Raw genomic sequence first — 17267 nt, 5'->3', positions numbered from 1 at the left:
CCAGACTCGAGGGGGGTTGGGCATATCGACACACCTGTACGACGGTCCTGACTGGTATCATGACCTGTGACGGCGTCGCTACCCGAAGATCGCCCACCGGCGGTTGGCGGCGACTGCCAGGAACAACAGCCCCGCCGTCGCCGGCGGTGCGAGCGCCGCCGTCGTCGCGGGCGAGAGGTCACGGTTCTGCAGTGAGAATCCCCCCGGCTCCTCGACTGTTACCTCGCCTGCGGGGACGCCGCTGACTGCGATCTCGTAAGTTCCTGCTGTCTCGAGTTCCCGCTCGAAGGTCACCGTCCGCTCGCTGTGTGCTGGAATCGAGACGGCCCGGCTGTCGACGACGATGCCGTCGACCGCCACCTCGAGCGTCCGATCGACCCCCCTGTCGGTCGGATTGGTAACGGTTGCTCGAACGGTGGTCGAGTCGCCTGTGGTGACTGTCGTGTCATCGACGCTGGCGGTGACCACGTCGATCGGCGGCCCTCCGACGGTCACCGACTGGCTGCCTGCTCCCGAAACGCCGACTTCGTGTGTGCCAGGCCAGTCCATCGTGCGTTCGAACGTGACGGTTCGTTCCTCGCCCGGCTCGAGGACGATCGTCCGCTGATCGACGACGATGCCGTCGACGGTCACCTGCGCCGTCGTCTGGCCCGATGCGTCGCCGACGTTGCGGTAAGTCGCGGTCACCGTGACCGTGTCACCTGTGTCGGCCGTCGTTGGCGAGACAGTGAGGTCCGTGCGCTCGATGGCTGGTGAGGGTGACGAACTCGAGTCGCTTGCACCTCCCGAACCTCCCGCAGACTGGTCTGGCTCGGTTTCGTTGTCGGCGTACTGTGCCGTGACTGTGAACGTCTCTGTTCCCTCCTGTGCGACGTGAGTGTCGATGGCAACGCCGATGTGTTCGGTGTCGCCGGGAGAGACCTCGAGCGGATTCGATTTGCTGATTGTGTTTGTGAGATCGTTCCCGTGGTAGAACGTGAGCCCAGTGACGTTATGCTCGATCCAGACCCGGTCGACAGTTTCGTTGGTGACCGTGATCGTGAAGACGTTGTCCGCGCGTGTGATCGCGCGATCGTTGAGTTTCTCGAGGTTGAGCTCGAGGTGGTTATCCTCGATCGCGGCGTAGTCGCCGTTCGGTGAGGATGCGGGCTCGAGAATGATCTCGCCGGTGGTGTCGTCCTCAAGGGCCACGGCAGCGGTCGCTACTGCGAGGCTAGCAGTAAGGACAAGAACGACAGCGAGAGTTGGTTTGAGAGATAACACATAAATCACCAGTTGTGGGCTCAGAACATAGGTCGGCAAGATCGCAGATCCGAGCCTAGCCAAACGGTTCTACGGTTATTCCGTAGCGTAGATCGTGACGCTTGGAGAGTCAGACACGGTGGTAGGCTCAGCAGATGTGTTCACTGAGACTGAGACGTTTGCAGTTTCACCCGTCTCGAGGTCAGGTGAGTCTTCTATTTCGAATGTCACCGTCCCCTGATCAACATCGACAGTGGTGGTGTTAGATGGGGTGTCTGCGTTCTCAAACCCAACGGTAATAGCATTGTTTCCTTGATTTTCCAGCTGAATTAAGCTAGTGATATTCGTTGTCGCATTCTGGTTGAATCCCTGGCCAGAACTGTTAGTTTCGCTGTCTTCATCGCCGAGGTCGAATGTCATCGCACCTTCGCTGCTATCGTTTGAAATGTACCCGTTACCACCGTATCCGTCACCTGGCGTGATCGCGAGAAACGCATCTGCGTCACCAGCAGTATTGACGGTCACGCCGCGGTCTGCTTCAACTGACGTGAACGCGCCCGACCCGAGGGCTGCTCCACTGATGGCAACGATCAATCCGAGTGAAATCAAGACGTTTTTGCGATTTGTTCTCATGATTATGTGTTTCGTGTATCTGCCTTGCGCCGGCAACCGAAGGCCATCGATTACCGGGTGGCTTCTATCTCAATCATAGCACCCTACCCACTTTGTATTGAGTACCGAGATACTGTTCAAGGTTGATAATACCCGTTGCAGCGACACCGCGATCAGCTTCAAGCCCGGCCTGAACGGCCGAAGTCGGGGCGTCTCGAGAATTTGGGATGTAGACAAACCACACACTCTCGAGTGCTACGATACCTCGTGACACTCGCGATTGTCGACCACTGTCACGGCTGGACAGCCGTTGGCACACAAGACAGGCGACTGACCACAATATCACGGCACAGCGAGTCGCAACCGACGTACGAGATTGCGTGACTGTACAGCAATCTTATATTCGTTCGCTGCGTAGCTATTGTACGGGCACAGGTGCGTAACACCGGCTGTAGAGACGTCTCGTAACACCAGGGTTTCACACACTATACAGTATCCCAACATGATACGTCCTTTCACGGGTATCGCGGTCGTGCTCATCCTCCTCGGAGTTGCGACGATGGCCGGACCGACATTCGGCTTCGCCACGATCGCCGCTGACCGTGGCGTGAGCGTCGCGACGGCCGACGACTCGAGCGCCTATCTCGGCCTCGAAGACCAATCGGCGTCAGCGTCGATCGACTCGCCCGGGGAGCAGACGGCCGTCTATACTGTGACCGACAACGCCCGAGATGACTCGGCCACAGTCGACGCCTCGATCGTCGGGATCACCGACGAGAGCAACGATCCGGTCACGTCGACGGCGCTGTCGGTCGATGTCCAGCCCGGTAGCGACACCGAGACGTTCGATGTCGTCCTCGCGTGTGAGGATGGGGCGTCGCTCGATGGATCCTACCGCGTGCTGCTACAGTTCGTCGCGTCGGGTGACGCCTCGAGCGTGGACGCGACTCGAGAAACGACCGCGCTCGTTCCCGTGGACTGTACTGACGAGCCGGTCGTGGTCTCGGTCGACGAAGACGGCGACGTCACTTCCGGTGGCGATGTGACGGTCGACAACAACGTCAATGTCGGCGGTGACATCGAAAGCGGCGGTTCGGTGACGATCACCAACAACGCGAACGTCGGCGGAAACATCGTCGCACAGGGCGATATTACAATCCGGAACAACGCCGTCAGCGGTGACCTCATCGCTGGTGGCAACGTCGACATTCGGAACAACGCCGAAATCGACGGTGACATCATGGCTTGTGGGACAGTCACCGTCGGGAACAACGCGGTCGTCACTGGTACAATCTCCGAGAATCAGACCGACCTGCCCGGCGTCCAGTGTTGATGTTGCTACCTGTGGGACGACGATTCGCAGACATAGACGCCGTGCCGTGCTCGAGCCCGATTCCCACGGATTCGTGATGGTACAGTGTACTTATTGGTCGTGAGTTCCGTAGTTCTATACAGGAGCGTCAATGGCGACACAGGCTGAAACACGGTCGGATCCAAGTCAGGGGGAAATTTTCGACCTGCTGAGTAATCAGCGCCGTCGCTACGCCATTCACTACTGCAAGCGCGAGGACGAGCCCGTCACGCTCGGCGACCTCGCCGAACACGTCGCTGCCTGGGAACTCGACAAAGAGGTCGATGAAATCACCTCTGCCGAGCGAAAGCGCGTCTATACGTCGTTACAACAGACCCACTTGCCGACGCTCGAGCGCGCAAACATCATTGAGTTCGACAACCGAACGATCGAGCTCACCGATGAGGCTGCCGAACTCGAGGTCTACCTCGATATCGTCCCCGGCGATTCGATCCCGTGGGGTGTCTACTATCTGGGGCTGACCGTGATCGGGTCGGTTGTGATGGGTGGGCTGTGGCTCGAGGTCATTCCAACTGAGACTGTTCCAGAACTCGGCTGGGCGACGCTGGTGTTCGCATTGTTTGCTGTTTCGGCGGTCGTCCACGTGGTTCAGAACCGGCGGATGCGACTCGGAGAAATAGAACGACCTCCGTAAACACGGTGCCATGATAGCCAAATCGGGGCTCGGTCTAAATGACGGTTGATACGTCATATTGCATGACCCGGACTCGAAATACACAACAAACGCCGATGCTGATATGAAGACCGTCACAAAACTCGGGCTTGGATTGCTCGTCGTCGGAGCAGCCATACTTGCTACATCGAGCGGCGCGTTCGACTCGATGGCCGCCGATCGAGGAATTGGCGTCGAGACCGCACACGACGCGGACGCGTACGTTGGACTCGACTATCCCAACGCTGATCAGAATCGCGTGATTCGACTGCAAAGCAGTGAGGCCGACAGTGGTGGCTGTTTCTTGATTTTCTGTTCCGACTATGAATATGATGACGTCGAGGTTACTGTCATAACTGACCAGACTGCATCGACCGAATTGATTATCGAAGATCTTCGCGTTGAACGAGACGGAGACGGCATCACGAACGAAATTAGAAAAGAGACCGCCGGCGATAGTCTTCGGGTTGTAACTGGCGACTTTGAGTGCCAGAATTGGCGGGGTCAGCAAGCCGGCAGTACGACGCTAACGATATCACTCGAAGTAAGCGATGGATCGTTTTCTACCACGCTCGATCGGGAGGTTACCGTTAAATGCGTATCCGATTAGGAGTGATGGAGTTGTCACTGCGTGACCACGGTTTCTAGGAGGAGTCAATGTCCCATCCATTCGCGTGGTCGCATTTGACCGAGACTATACAATTGGTACTGTCTACACGAAGGAATGTCGAGATAGCGCAGGTACGCACAACTAGTGAAACCCAACCTTCCTTCTATTATAATATCAAAATAGTTTAAAATATTTTTAATTTCTATAATAGTTCATATATTTTCGAGTGGCTGCGAATAAATGTAGAAGTATGTGACAATCGGTGGGGCAGCGATGTCGGTGGTGGGATTTTACTCACGTAGGGCGCAACGGTCACTGGTAATATCACTGCAGATGGCAATACGAATATTGACGACGGTGCAGTCGTCAATAGAGATGTAATCGGATAGCAATTCTGCACCGAGTGGTTAGAACGGCCATTACTGTCAAATATATTTATTTCTCACTGTACTCGAAAGCGGTTTTTGCGCTCTCAAGCGTCCCTTGAGGAAGGACAGTACTTCCTTTCCGCCTATAATGGCAATAAGGTATATAAAATAGGATTAACGACAGGGCTACAAGATGAAATTAAGGGGAATATTGAGAGACAGGTCACCCGATAAACGAGGTGTATCCCCAGTCGTCGGCTTCGCGCTTCTGAGTATGATTGTAATGCTCGCTGTAGCGTTGCTACTTATCACTGGTGTTCCATTTTTCGATGCGATTGAGGACAAGACTAGCGAGGAGCGGGCAAAGATGTACATGACAGAGACGGATCACACGCTCTCAACGGTGGCAACAACAGATGATGTTCGATCAATTCCAGTGCCACCCGACGCCGATGCATCGATCGTGGACGATGGTGAAATGACAGTCTCTTGGTACAACGAATCGACGGACAAGCCATTCGAGAATGGCTGTGTGGCACCGGTGAACACTTCGGGCGAACTGAACGCACTCAAATACGACCTCGAAGATGGTACCAAAATCGTCCACCAAGCGGGCGGTATCTGGAAATACACCGACAGTTCGTCCACAGTCATCTCCGAGCCCAACATCGCCTATACCAACGCGTCAAGTGAGAAAACAGGGTCATTACGGCTTCAGGTAATGCAATTCGAGAAGGGCGACATCGGTAACTCCGGATTAGCTGCGAAAGCGAATTGGAACAAGACGGCGGCGCTGACCGAAGAGATTGAAAAGAAGGGGAGCTGTAACGGCGAAAATATCGCGTTCCGTATCGAAGACACTACCTACCAAGACGCGTGGTACGACTATCTCGAGGATGCGCTCGGTGCGGACAAGTACGACGAGGTGGAAGTAGACTCCGTCAACGATGACACCGTTGAGGTGAAAATCAAGGGCATCCGGCAGACAGACGAGTCGGTCTCGTTCGTCGTTAACAAGGATAAGGGAATCACTCGTCCCGGTTGGAAAGAATACGACAGACGGTTTGCCCCCTTCCCTGACAAGGGAGGGAAGAACAACAAGCCGTTCAGTATCAGAGTCGACGTCAAAAATGTTGGCGAAAGCGAAGATACCCAGGAGATTACGGCCTCCATTTGGGACGAGAACCTCGAGAAGGAACTACTCGAGACGGAGTACGACAGCGGAGGAGGTCTCACTCTCAGTGAAAACGAGAACAAAACTATCGATCATCCAGAGCTCAAGTTCGAGCATAGCAAGTACAAAGACAAACTCTCTCACGGTAACGTCTACAAGTATATTGTCAAAACCGAGGACGATGAACTCGACGAGCCAGGGTCGTTCTACGTCGGCAAGAAGGGAACGCACCTCAACCTGACCAACGACGACATCGAAACGAGTGAAGAGGACGACAACATGACGATCAGCGCCGACGTGCGGAACGTCGGTATCGAGAACGCGACGAGCGCCGACATCACCCTCGAGTTCGATGACCTCAACATCACCGATACCCGAACGCTAGACGTCGACTATGGCGCAACCGGAACCGTCGAGTGGACGGTGAACAAGACCGCTCTGCCGGTAGGGGAACACGACGTCACGATCGATACCGGCGACGAGACCGCTTCGACCACGGTCGTGGGAGAGTCGACCGGCGACGGCGGAACATTTGTTGTCGTAGAGGATGAGGGTGCTGGGAACGATCAGATCGTCGAAGACGACGGGACACCGTTCGAGGTGCGTGCTGGAGTCATCAGTACGTATTCGAACAATAACGTCAAACGAGATGTCACGCTGACGATTCCGGATGCAGGTGTCGAGATTGGCAATCGGACAATACTTGACAGCGGCGAAAGCGAGACAGTCGTGTTTGATGTCGATCCCGACAATCACTCTTTCGAACACGGGAAGGTTTACGAGTACGACGTGCAAGCCGAAGAGAGCAGTCTGAACGAAACCGGATCGTTCTACTTCGGCCATCCGGGAACCGAGTTCGAACTCTCCAACGGGAACGCGACGGTCGGCGACGAAGAAGTTACCATTACGGCCGACCTGCACAACACGGGTGTCGACGATGGCGAACAGAATGTCTCCCTTGATCTCGATCTCCGTGATCCGCCCGAGGATCTTAACGAAGATAACTACACGGGGATCGACGCGGGAACGATCAACCGGTCGTTCGGCGAGAACGATACCGTCGAACTGCCGATCAACAAGAGCGTCCTCGTCGATAGCACCTACGACGCGACGATCTCAACCGAGGATGACGAACTCGAGGTGACGTTCAACGTCACCGCCGGCGTGGATCCGGGACGGGTCGGACTCAGTGACGTCGAGAATGCGACCGTTGACATATCGGTATTGAGTTCGCAAGTCTCCGGTATCCACCGAGGAGATCATAAGCTTGGAACCATGACGCTCGAGGTTCTCACTGAACAGGATGGTGAAACGAATACGGAACACGTGTTCGAGAATCCTGAGAATGGGAGAAATATTAATACGTATCCGACGTGGCAGGACAAGAGTGACCGTGTCTACAACACGACGATCGAGATTGAAGAAGAAGCGACATTGACGCTCGCGTCCAAGTCATACGGCTTGCCGGGGCAGACGGCGGGATGTGAATGGAAAGAAGAAGACCGTTTTATTGATACATTCTTTGGACCTTACCCTGTTGGCGACCACCAGTGGTGTGAGGACTTCGACACTTCGTCGACGGACTACCTCGTCGATCCAGTCGACGCGACCGCCGACAAGCAAGAACAGAACCTCAGAGTTCGAACCGCAAAAAACAACGATCTACCCAGTCTCCAACCCGGTAACGAAGAGCAGGAGAGTGTTAACGAGATTCTTTCGGATATCTCCGACCCAGCCATCGACCGCGACAGTCTCTGGGAAGACGGTGAACTCGACCTGAACGAAGACGAGTTCATTTTCCTCTTCGAGATGACCACCGAATGTGGGATGCGGGACTCCAGTTGTGATGCCGACAATAACGATATCGACGCGCTGTGGGAGAGTGCACAACATCAAAGTGTTTCTGGTGACCCGAACTTCAACGATCTTATCGTCTACGTCGAAGTCGAGCGAGCGGGCGTCAATCCCGGAAAACCGAGTATCACGATCGTTCCGGGCGACGGTAACGAAGCAGATATCGATCCCGGCGAAGGCGACGAGGCTGGAACGCCCGCTGACCCAGAACTCAACATCGATGGTGAGGTCGACGAGAGTGATTCACCCGATATCGGGGCTGGCGACTCGGATTCGGATACCACGGGGACAGGGACGATGACTAACGATACCAACATCAATATCGGGTCCGACAACGTCATCCTAGGCTAGATTCCCCGATCGTCGTCTCTTGTACTCTCGGTTCGAACGGCAGGCCGACCAAGGAACAGTTCGGTTTCCGGTCGTTGACAGGCTCGAGGTCCTCGAGCTGGTCGAGTGTCGGTTGCGACTTCTTCGTCCAGCCAGCAATCAGTCCACGTTAATTGGCCGCCTCGAGAAACCCAACCCGAACGCCTTTTCAGCCCCGCCCGCAGACATCCACCCATGTCGACCGAATCGATCAGCGACCGGCGTGAACACATCCGCTCGGTGGGCGTGACGGCGTTGTCCGCGCTGCTGGGCGTCGCCGCGGCGCTGGCCTCTGCGACCTGGGTTGGGGTGTCCGAGGCAGCCGCCCAGAACACGCAGGCGCTCGCGTTCGTCCTCGGTGCGATCTTCGTCCAGTACGTTCTCATCAACGCTGCGGGGATCTACGAGGAAGACGAGTTCGGGACGAAACACTACCTGTTCGTCGCGTTCATGACCTTCGCGCTGTGGTTCGTTACGTGGGGCATCCTGCTGACTGCGGAGGCGTCCTAAGATGGCAGACGACAGCATCGCCGTCGTAGACCTAGACCGGTGTCAGCCCGACCGGTGTAGCTACGAGTGCAAGAACTACTGTCCGCCGAATCGAACGGGCAAGGAGGGTATTACCCTCCGCGGCGAGGAGACCGACGAGGGTCAACCCGAGCAGATCCACATCTCCGAAGAGATCTGTCTGGGCGAAACCTGCGGGATCTGCGTCGAGAAATGTCCCTTCGACGCGATCGAGATCATCAACCTCCCGAAGGAACTCCAGGACGAGCCTGCCCACCGCTACGGCGAGAACGCCTTCTCGCTGTACGGGCTTCCTGCACCGCAGGACGGGCAGGTCACCGGCATTCTTGGCCCCAACGGGATCGGGAAGACGACCGCCGTTCGCATTCTGGCCGGCGAACTCGAGCCAAACCTCGGCCGTCACGACGACGAGCCGGGGTGGGACGAGGTGCTCGAGGCCTACCGCGGGACCGAACTGCAAGATTACATCGCGGACGTCCGCGACGGCGACGTCACGATCGCGCGAAAGCCCCAGTACGTCGACCAGATTCCGAATAGCTTCGACGGAAACACTCGCGAACTGCTCGAGCGAACCGACGAACGCGGCGCACTCGAGTCGCTCGTTGAGCGGCTCTCGATCGGCCCGGTCATGGACCAGTCGATCGACGACCTCTCGGGTGGTGAACTCCAGCGGGTTGCGCTGGCGGCGACGCTCGCTCGAGATACGGACTTCTACTTCTTAGACGAGATCACGCCCTATCTGGACATCGGCCAGCGCGTGACCGCGGCACGGCTGATCCGCGAACTCGCCGAGGAAGAAGACAAGTCGATGCTCGTCATCGAACACGACCTCGCAATCTTGGACTTGCTCGCCGATACGCTTCACGTCGCCTACGGTGAGCCCGGGGCCTACGGTGTCATCACCTCGCCGAAATCGGTCCGCAACGGGATCAACGAGTATCTTGCGGGGTATCTCGAGAACGAGAACATGCGGATTCGACCGAATCCAATCGAGTTCGAGGAACACGCCCCCCGGACTGCGAGCCACGCCGACACGCTCGTCGAGTATCCCGATCTCACAAAGAGCTACGGCGACGGCGAGTTCAGCCTCGATATCGAGGGCGGTGAGATCCGCGAGAACGAAGTGCTTGGCATCGTCGGCCCCAACGGGATCGGGAAGTCGACGTTCGCGAAGCTGTTGACGGGCAACTTAGAGCCCGATACGGGCGACGCCGATCTCGATCTTGAGATCGCCTACAAGCCTCAGTACGTCACCATCGACCAGCCCATGCGGGTCGACGCGTTCCTCTCCTCGATTACGGACCAGTTTGGCTCCTCGTACTGGAACACCGAGATCGCCCAGCCGCTCCAACTCGAGCGGATCATGGAGCAGAACCTCTCGGATCTCTCCGGTGGGGAACGCCAGCGGGTCGCGATTGCGGCCTGTCTCTCCGACTCGGCGGATCTCTACCTGCTCGACGAACCCTCGGCCCATCTGGACGTCGAACAGCGCGTGCAGGCGACCAGCGCGATCCGCCGATACGCCGAACAGCAGGACGCCACCGTGTTGGTCATCGACCACGACATCTACATGATGGACCTGCTCGCCGACCGGCTGATGGTCTTCGACGGCGAACCCGCCGTCCATGGTCGTGCTGGCCAACCACAGCCGATGCGCGACGGTATGAACGAGTTCCTCGCGAACCTCGAGGTCACGTTCCGTCGTGACGAACGGACCTCGCGCCCGCGGATCAACAAGCCCGAGTCTCAGCTGGATCGCCAGCAGAAAAGCGAGGGCGAGTACTACTACGCGCCGTAGGTTCGCAGATCGGCCCTTCTCGAGACGGAATCGGTCGCCGAGCCCAGAACTTATACTCGAGTGGATAGTCATGGCTGCAGTATGCCCGTCAGTGACGACACGGACGCGACCGACGATGCCGTCGGTCGCCGAACGCTGCTCCGTGCGAAGGAGCTGTTGCAGTCGTCCCCGCTCGGAGCCGAACGCGCCGTCCGGTCTGGCGATGAGCGTACGGGTTCGGAGCCAGGTTCTGCTGCCGGCGAGTTCCGGGGCAGCGACCACGACGGGCGATCGTATCGGCTGTACGTGCCACCCGGCTACGACGCCGACGAGCCGGTGCCGTTGCTCGTGTTCCTTCATGGCTGTCGACAGACGCCAGCGGCGTTTGCGGCCGAAACCGGCATGAACGAGGTTGCAGCGGACGAGACGTTTCTGGTCGCCTACCCGAAACAGTCGCGCGTTGGAAACCCGCTCCGGTGTTGGAACTGGTACGACGACACGGAGGCCACACGCGGGAGCGGTGAACTCGCCTGGCTCGCCGACCTCACGCGCAGCGTGACAGCCAAGTTTGCCGTCGACGAGGATCGGGTGTACGTCGCCGGCCTCTCGGCCGGCGGGTCGATGGCGGCTCGAGCGATCGTCGAATACGCCGACCTGTTCGCTGCGGCGGGCGTTCACAGCGGGCCTGCGTACGACGCCGTCGGAAGCGCGCTTTCGGCACTGTCACAGATGTATCGCGGCGACGGACGGAAGGGGCGCAAAGCGGGGATCGAAGCGCACGAGGCGATGGGCGACCGTGCGCGTGCGATCCCGACGATCGTCTTCCACGGGACCGACGACGACGTCGTCGACGTGACCAACGCCCGGCAGCTCACCGAAGGGACGCTCCGTGCGAGCCATCTCGGAGTCGACGGCGACGAAGAAACACTCGAGGTCGATCCCGACCGGGTGAAGACCGGCACAAGCGGCCCGTACGAGTATACCAGACGCCAGTATCGCGACGCGACCGGAACCCTCGTCGTCGAGGAATGGATCGTTGATGGGATGGGCCACGCGTGGTCCGGCGGCAGTCCCGACGGGCGGTTCACCGCACCCGATGGGCCGGACGCAAGTCGCCTCCTGTGGGAGTTCGTCAGCGAGTACGAGCGATCGACGCTCGAGGCTGCCGCCGACGCCCAGTGGACGCTGCCGGTCGTCGGCCCCGTCTCGCTTGGCTGGCGCTCGCGAGTGCGAGCGCGGGGACGGAAAGCGGTCTCGCGACTGCTCGAGCGGTGACCAACGACTCGAGACAATGATCGCTGCGGTTGGTGAGATCGTATCGGAGAACAGTGACCGAACGGACTCATACGGTCTGCTGTCAGTCAGTTCCGGAGTGACCGCGAGCCGTCCTGCGGTCCCTCCGGTAAACAGTTACGGCAAACCGTATCAGCTGATCAGGCGCTGACAGCTCCCACAGAGGTTCTCTTCTTTGATGTCGACCTCGCGGACCGTCGGCGAGAAATTCATCACACAGCGGTTGTTATCGCAGTGCTCGAGGCCGTAGGTGTGGCCGATTTCGTGGACGATCTCCTTGCGGACACGGTCCTCGAAGATGTCGGCGGCGCTTTGATTCGAGAAGCCGCCGTCGCTCGAGGTCTGGAGCCGGTAGGTAGAGACGACGCTGCCGCTGCCGTCGAGATAGGCGAGTCCGAAGACGTAGTTTCGACGCCGATAGAAGAGGTCGTGGGGTGTGATCGCGATATTTTTCGTGCCGCGGCCGACGCGTTCGGCCAGTTGAATGAACGTCTCGGCGGAGTACTGGTTCCGGTCGGAGTCATATGCACCGTTTGGAACCGACTGCGAATCGTTGATCGACACGTCGCAGTCGTAGACCGATCGCAGTGCAGAAGAGGCCGCCCGCTTGACCTCGGCGGAGACGTTTCCGACCGGCACGATATCGACGAGCATAGCAAGTGCTATGGCCGCGGGTGGCATAAACGTCCCGCCATGGCCGACTCTCGCCGGAATCCCGACGCAATAGTCGATTACCTCGCGACGTACGATCGAGTCGTCGAAATCGGGATCGGCCGCCGGCCCGACCTCGCTCGAGCGCTCGCCGAGCGCGGAGTGGCAGTCACCGCAACGGACATCTACGACCGTGACGTGCCGGCGGGTGTGACGTTCGTTCGCGACGACATCATCGATCCCGAGTCGTCGGTCTACGCAGACGCGGACGCAATCTACGCGCGGAACCTGCCGCCGGAACTTCACAGGCCGGCACTCGAGATCGCACGGACGGTCGACGCTGCGTTCGTCTTTACGACTCTCGGCGGAGACCAGCCCGCAGTGCCGGTCGAGCGCAAGACGATCGAATCCGGGACGCTGTACGTCGCTCGAGCGCCGGGAGTGACCGGAACTGACCGGCGCGAATGAATTATCCGGGCGCGACACGTTCACGGAGTTGTGAACGCCGAGACCGTCGCGTATGCCGTTGCAGCCGTCGGTGCGATCGCGATGCTGATCGCAGTAATCGTCGGCATCAGTACGCTTCTCTGGCTTCTGGTGCGGCTCGTTACGATCCCAGGCGTCGTCATCCACGAGTTCGCCCACAAGCAGGCCTGTGAGCTGGTCGGCGTCCCCGTTCTCGAGGTCGTCTACTTCCAGTTCGGCGATCCAGCGGGGTACGTCCGCCACGGCCAGCCCAGACGGTATCGGGAGGCGTTCGTCGTCAGCGTCGCGCCGTTTCTGGTCAACACGGTCGTCGCGTTCGCCGCTTTTCTCGGCCTCGCAGCGCTCGTCTCGACGACCGGGAATCTGCGAGCCGCCTCGATCGAAACGATCGCCGCCACAGCCGTCCTCGGCTGGCTGGGGCTCTCGATCGGCATGCACGCGTTTCCGAGCACCGGGGACGCGGACACGCTCTGGCGTCGCTCGCGACTCGAGTGGCGACAGTCGCCGATGGTGTTGCTCGGGATTCCCGTCGTCGTCGTGATCTACGTCGCGAATCTGCTCTCGTGGCTGTGGGCGGACGTGCTCTATGCGCTCGGGCTGGGGATTCTGGCGTTTTCGATCGTCGGCGCGGGTCCAGTGCCGGTCTGATCGGGGACACTGTGGCCGGCCACGGCGTCCGAAAGGGTGGTTTTTATCCTCGGCGGCCCGTCCGAACGGGTATGCACGCAGATGCCGTCGTCCTCGACATCGACGGGGTGCTCGTCGACGTCGCCGACTCCTACCGGCGCGCGATCGTCGAGTCCGTCGAGGCGGTCTACGACCGGACGATCCGAAAAGACGACATTCAGGCGTTCAAGGACGCGGGCGGGTTCAACAACGACTGGGAGTTGACCTACGCCGCCGCACTCTACGTTCTGGCGACCGAGGAGGGGTACAGCGAGTCACTCGAGACGTTCACCGACGACATCGCCGCCGCTAGCGGTGGCCTCGAGGCGGCCGAAACCGTCGTCCGCGAGGCGATCGGTGCCCGCGCGACCCAGCGCGTGACCGACCGCTGGGACCGCGACCGACTCCGCGACGTCTTCCAGCAGTTGTATCTCGGCGACGAACTCTATCGCGGGCTCGAGGGTGGCGAGCCGGATCTCGACCGGGAGACGCCCGGATTTATCCACGACGAACCGGTGTTGCTCGAGGCCGACGCCCGAGATCGGCTGCTCGCGGGGTACGACGTGGGCGTCCTCACTGGGCGACCGGAAGCCGAAGCCGAGATCGCCCTCGAGCGGGTCGGGCTTGACGATGCGATTCCGGTCGACCGTCGCTTCACGATGGACGACTGGGAGGAGGGCAAACCGCACCCGAAAGCGCTGACGACCCTCGCAGAGCGGTTCGACGCGACCAGCGTCGCGTTCGTCGGTGACACGTTAGACGACGTTCGGACGGCAGTCAACGCGAGCGAGACCGATTCCGATCGCGAGTATCACGGGATCGGCGTCCTGACCGGCGGGCTGACCGGCGAAGAGGGACGACGAAAATACGAGCGCGAAGGGGCAACAGCAGTGCTCGAATCGGTCAACGCCGTTCCCGGCTGGCTCGAGTCGTAGGTCCGGGCTGTCTCGAACGACTCGAAACGGCTCGAAGTGGAACCGTTCGGTCCGCGAAAACACGCAGTATTCCTTTAGGACAGCCGAGCGAAAGAGCGGTATGGACGACACTGAAGTCACCGTCGACGTCGAGGTCGAAGTCGAAGTGGATTCCAACGAACTCGAGATCGAGGTCGGAGACGAACGCGAGTTCGAGGCCGAGCTCGAGGCCAGCGGGTTGACGATCGAAGTCGAAGCGACGGTCGAAGTCGAAGGGGAAGCGGACGACGAATCTGCGGAGACCGGCGAAGAAGAGAAAGAAAGCGAAGACGAGGAGGAAAAAGCAGACGAAGACGGGGAAGAAGAGGCGGCCAACGTGGAAGAAGAAGCGGACGAGGACGACGAGGACGAAGACTGAATCGAGACACCACGTTCGCTTGCGCATACCCGCGGTCCCTGATCCACCTCGAGGGTCGCGCATGTCGAAAAAGGCTATGTGCTGGCACCGGTACGCAACCGCATGACCTGGACGGTAATGCCGAGTTACGACGAGTACGAGACAGCCCGCGAGGAGTTTTCGTGGGAGCTTCCCGACGAGTACAACCCCGCGGTCGACTTCCTTCGGAAACACGAGGACACGAGTCGAACGGCGCTGCGATACGACCACCCCGATGACGGCCTCGAGACCTACTCCTTCGACGACCTCGACGAACGCTCTGATCGCCTTGCCGCCGCGCTGGCTGACCTCGGCGTCACGGCTGGCGACCGGGTGGGCGTCGTCGTCCCACAGAAACCGCAGAACCCGCTGACGCATCTCGCGAACTGGAAACTCGGCGCGGTATCGGTTCCATTGACGGTACTGTTCGGGCGCGACGCCTTACAGTATCGACTCGCCGACAGCGAGGCCACAGCCGTCGTCGTCGACCCGAGCGTCCGGGAGACGATCGACGAGATCCGCGACGAATGTCCGGCACTCGAGCACGTCATCGAACTCGGCAACGCCGGATCGGTACGGGACGGCGCACACGCCTTCGACGACCTCGTCGCATCCCACGAGCCAGGGATCGACGTCTACGACGCGACGCCCGAGACGCCGACGGCGATCATGTACACGAGCGGCTCGACAGGCCCGCCGAAGGGAGTCCGCCACAGCCACGCGCTCTGGCTCGGACGTGCCGCCGCGGCGTACAACTACTTCGATCAGGGCCTCGCGGAGGGCGAGGCGACGCTGTGGACGCCAGCCGACTGGGCCTGGGGTGCAGCCCTCGGTGGCACCCTCTTTGCAGCGTGGCACCACGGCTGTACGATCGTCGGCTGGCCTCGCGATGGGTTCGACCCCCAGGAGGTCTACGACCTCCTCGAGCGCCACGACGTGACCAAGGCGTTCATGCCGCCGACTGCGCTGCGGATGCTGATGGGCGTCGACGACCCTGAAGCCCGCTTTGATCTCTCGATCGAGACGTTCGCCTCGGCCGGCGAGCCGCTCACCTCGGAGGTCGTCGAGTGGGTCGACGCGACGTTCGACGACGTCGCGATCAACGAGTTCTACGGCCAGACGGAACTCAACCTCGTCGTTGGCAACTCTGAGACCTGGTTCGACACGCGGCCGGGTAGCATGGGCAAGCCCTTCCCGGGCTATGAGGTCGCGGTGCTCGATCCCGAGACGCACGAGCGCAAAGAGCGCGGCGAGGTCGGCGAACTCGCGATCAAACCGGACGATCGGCGTGTCTTCTTCGACGAGTACCACGGGCTGCCGGAGAAGACGGCGAACAAACAGATCGAAGACGTCCCCGCAAGCGGAGCGAGTGGGGAGTCAGAAGAGCAACGCTCTTCGGGAAGGTGGTTCCTGACCGACGACCTCGTCGAACGTGACGAGGATGGGTATCTGTGGTTCGTTTCGCGGGCCGACGACGTGATCCTCACCAGCGGCTACCGCGTTGGGCCGATGGAGGTCGAAGACGCGATTCTGACCCACGACGCCGTCGAACAGGTCGGTGTCGTCGGTGTTCCCGACGAGACCCGTGGCGAGGCGATCAAAGCGTTCGTCAAGCCCGCACGCGACGAGTACGATCCCGACACGCTTCGCGAGGAGATCCGGACGCTCGTCCGTGATCGACTGGCTGAATACGAGTATCCCCAACACATCGCGTTCGTCGAAACGCTCCCGACGACGACGACGGGCAAGATCCGACGCCGCTCCCTGCGAGAACGCGACGACGAGGACTAATTGCGAGGTGACCCTCTGTTGGGACGAGGTTTATAGTTAAAGACTGCTAACAAGTACCCATGTATCGCGTCTTGATTCCTGTTGACACCAACGAGAACCGTGCATTGGCACAGGTCGACTACGTCACGGCGTTGCCGACTGCCGCGGATGCAGTTGAGGCCTACGTCCTGTTCGTCTTCACCGAGGAAAGCGAGGCGGCAGTTGAGGATCACGACTCCGCCTCCGAGATCGATGCCGTCCGCCGCGCAGCGGAAACCCTCGAGGACGCCGGCATCGACGTGACGATCGTCGAGGACAGCGGCGACACTGAAGAGGACATTCTCGAGCACGCCGAGGCCCACGATGTCGACACGATCGTCCTCGGCGGTCGGAAGCGCTCGCCCGTCGGGAAAGCACTGTTCGGAAGCATCTCTCAGGGTGTGATTCTCAACACTGATCGGCCGGTGGTCATCACAGGCAGCAAGGAGTAACT

The 17267-nt window shown here is 59.7% G+C and carries 16 protein-coding genes; 13 read left to right on the top strand and 3 right to left on the bottom strand.

Annotated elements, in window-relative coordinates:
• Window positions 1-78: 78 nt before the first annotated feature.
• Window positions 79-1191: a CARDB domain-containing protein gene (locus C476_RS05465; protein ID WP_008010679.1), complete on the bottom strand. Its 1113-nt coding sequence runs from the start codon at window positions 1189-1191 to the stop codon at window positions 79-81.
• Between the two features lie 147 nt (window positions 1192-1338).
• A complete protein-coding gene (locus C476_RS05460) occupies window positions 1339-1875 on the bottom strand; it encodes a hypothetical protein (protein WP_049911607.1) in 537 nt (178 codons plus the stop codon).
• Between the two features lie 538 nt (window positions 1876-2413).
• On the opposite strand from C476_RS05460, the gene C476_RS05455 reads away from it, so the two are divergent.
• From C476_RS05455 to C476_RS05425, 7 genes are all read left to right on the top strand, one after another.
• Window positions 2414-3187 carry a bactofilin family protein gene (locus C476_RS05455; RefSeq protein ID WP_241430476.1) on the top strand — a complete coding sequence of 258 codons (774 nt, stop codon included), beginning with the start codon at window positions 2414-2416 and terminating at the stop codon, window positions 3185-3187.
• 130 nt (window positions 3188-3317) lie between these two features.
• Window positions 3318-3860, top strand: a complete 543-nt coding sequence (locus C476_RS05450) for a DUF7344 domain-containing protein (RefSeq protein ID WP_008010674.1) — start codon at window positions 3318-3320, stop codon at window positions 3858-3860.
• A gap of 103 nt (window positions 3861-3963) precedes the next feature.
• Complete coding sequence (locus tag C476_RS05445; RefSeq protein WP_008010672.1) at window positions 3964-4488, top strand: hypothetical protein; 525 nt, start codon at window positions 3964-3966, stop codon at window positions 4486-4488.
• 561 nt (window positions 4489-5049) lie between these two features.
• Window positions 5050-8235 carry a DUF7289 family protein gene (locus tag C476_RS05440; RefSeq protein WP_449289257.1) on the top strand — a complete coding sequence of 1062 codons (3186 nt, stop codon included), beginning with the start codon at window positions 5050-5052 and terminating at the stop codon, window positions 8233-8235.
• Between the two features lie 213 nt (window positions 8236-8448).
• Complete coding sequence (locus tag C476_RS05435; RefSeq protein WP_008010668.1) at window positions 8449-8763, top strand: EMC6-like membrane protein; 315 nt, start codon at window positions 8449-8451, stop codon at window positions 8761-8763.
• Between the two features lies 1 nt (window position 8764).
• Window positions 8765-10579, top strand: a complete 1815-nt coding sequence (locus C476_RS05430) for a ribosome biogenesis/translation initiation ATPase RLI (protein WP_008010667.1) — start codon at window positions 8765-8767, stop codon at window positions 10577-10579.
• A gap of 81 nt (window positions 10580-10660) precedes the next feature.
• Window positions 10661-11833, top strand: coding sequence for an extracellular catalytic domain type 1 short-chain-length polyhydroxyalkanoate depolymerase (locus tag C476_RS05425; RefSeq protein ID WP_008010666.1), 1173 nt, complete (start codon window positions 10661-10663; stop codon window positions 11831-11833).
• Window positions 11834-11983: 150 nt separating this feature from the next.
• Here the strand turns inward: C476_RS05425 and C476_RS05420 are convergent, their stop codons facing one another.
• Window positions 11984-12505: an archaemetzincin family Zn-dependent metalloprotease gene (locus tag C476_RS05420; RefSeq protein ID WP_008010665.1), complete on the bottom strand. Its 522-nt coding sequence runs from the start codon at window positions 12503-12505 to the stop codon at window positions 11984-11986.
• A gap of 39 nt (window positions 12506-12544) precedes the next feature.
• Between C476_RS05420 and C476_RS05415 the strand changes: the two genes are divergently transcribed.
• From C476_RS05415 to C476_RS05390, 6 genes are all read left to right on the top strand, one after another.
• Entirely contained in the window at window positions 12545-12970 is a 426-nt protein-coding gene (locus tag C476_RS05415) for a UPF0146 family protein (RefSeq protein WP_008010664.1), read from the top strand.
• A 30-nt stretch (window positions 12971-13000) separates the two neighbouring features.
• Window positions 13001-13636: a metalloprotease family protein gene (locus C476_RS05410; RefSeq protein ID WP_008010662.1), complete on the top strand. Its 636-nt coding sequence runs from the start codon at window positions 13001-13003 to the stop codon at window positions 13634-13636.
• A gap of 71 nt (window positions 13637-13707) precedes the next feature.
• Window positions 13708-14589, top strand: a complete 882-nt coding sequence (locus C476_RS05405; protein WP_008010660.1) for a TIGR01548 family HAD-type hydrolase — start codon at window positions 13708-13710, stop codon at window positions 14587-14589.
• A gap of 100 nt (window positions 14590-14689) precedes the next feature.
• Window positions 14690-14986 (top strand): hypothetical protein, encoded by a 297-nt coding sequence (locus C476_RS05400; protein WP_008010659.1) that lies wholly within the window; start codon window positions 14690-14692, stop codon window positions 14984-14986.
• 102 nt (window positions 14987-15088) lie between these two features.
• Window positions 15089-16795 (top strand): acyl-CoA synthetase, encoded by a 1707-nt coding sequence (locus C476_RS05395; protein ID WP_008010656.1) that lies wholly within the window; start codon window positions 15089-15091, stop codon window positions 16793-16795.
• A gap of 59 nt (window positions 16796-16854) precedes the next feature.
• Window positions 16855-17265 carry a universal stress protein gene (locus C476_RS05390; protein WP_008010654.1) on the top strand — a complete coding sequence of 137 codons (411 nt, stop codon included), beginning with the start codon at window positions 16855-16857 and terminating at the stop codon, window positions 17263-17265.
• Window positions 17266-17267 lie beyond the last annotated feature (2 nt).

It is taken from the genome of Natrinema limicola JCM 13563 (assembly GCF_000337475.1).
In the GTDB taxonomy this organism is placed as follows: domain Archaea; phylum Halobacteriota; class Halobacteria; order Halobacteriales; family Natrialbaceae; genus Natrinema; species Natrinema limicola.
This window is presented reverse-complemented; position numbering and strand designations above follow the sequence as displayed.

Excerpts from the sequence above, each read along its gene's own strand:
- C476_RS05460 (WP_049911607.1), bottom strand. The coding sequence starts at position 1,875 with ATGAGAACAAATCGCAAAAACGTCTTGATTTCACTCGGATTGATCGTT.
- C476_RS05455 (WP_241430476.1), top strand. The coding sequence starts at position 2,414 with ATGGCCGGACCGACATTCGGCTTCGCCACGATCGCCGCTGACCGTGGC.
- C476_RS05450 (WP_008010674.1), top strand. The coding sequence starts at position 3,318 with ATGGCGACACAGGCTGAAACACGGTCGGATCCAAGTCAGGGGGAAATT.
- C476_RS05445 (WP_008010672.1), top strand. The coding sequence starts at position 3,964 with ATGAAGACCGTCACAAAACTCGGGCTTGGATTGCTCGTCGTCGGAGCA.
- C476_RS05440 (WP_449289257.1), top strand. The coding sequence starts at position 5,050 with ATGAAATTAAGGGGAATATTGAGAGACAGGTCACCCGATAAACGAGGT.
- C476_RS05435 (WP_008010668.1), top strand. The coding sequence starts at position 8,449 with ATGTCGACCGAATCGATCAGCGACCGGCGTGAACACATCCGCTCGGTG.
- C476_RS05430 (WP_008010667.1), top strand. The coding sequence starts at position 8,765 with ATGGCAGACGACAGCATCGCCGTCGTAGACCTAGACCGGTGTCAGCCC.
- C476_RS05425 (WP_008010666.1), top strand. The coding sequence starts at position 10,661 with ATGCCCGTCAGTGACGACACGGACGCGACCGACGATGCCGTCGGTCGC.
- C476_RS05420 (WP_008010665.1), bottom strand. The coding sequence starts at position 12,505 with ATGCTCGTCGATATCGTGCCGGTCGGAAACGTCTCCGCCGAGGTCAAG.
- C476_RS05415 (WP_008010664.1), top strand. The coding sequence starts at position 12,545 with ATGGCCGACTCTCGCCGGAATCCCGACGCAATAGTCGATTACCTCGCG.
- C476_RS05405 (WP_008010660.1), top strand. The coding sequence starts at position 13,708 with ATGCACGCAGATGCCGTCGTCCTCGACATCGACGGGGTGCTCGTCGAC.
- C476_RS05400 (WP_008010659.1), top strand. The coding sequence starts at position 14,690 with ATGGACGACACTGAAGTCACCGTCGACGTCGAGGTCGAAGTCGAAGTG.
- C476_RS05395 (WP_008010656.1), top strand. The coding sequence starts at position 15,089 with ATGACCTGGACGGTAATGCCGAGTTACGACGAGTACGAGACAGCCCGC.
- C476_RS05390 (WP_008010654.1), top strand. The coding sequence starts at position 16,855 with ATGTATCGCGTCTTGATTCCTGTTGACACCAACGAGAACCGTGCATTG.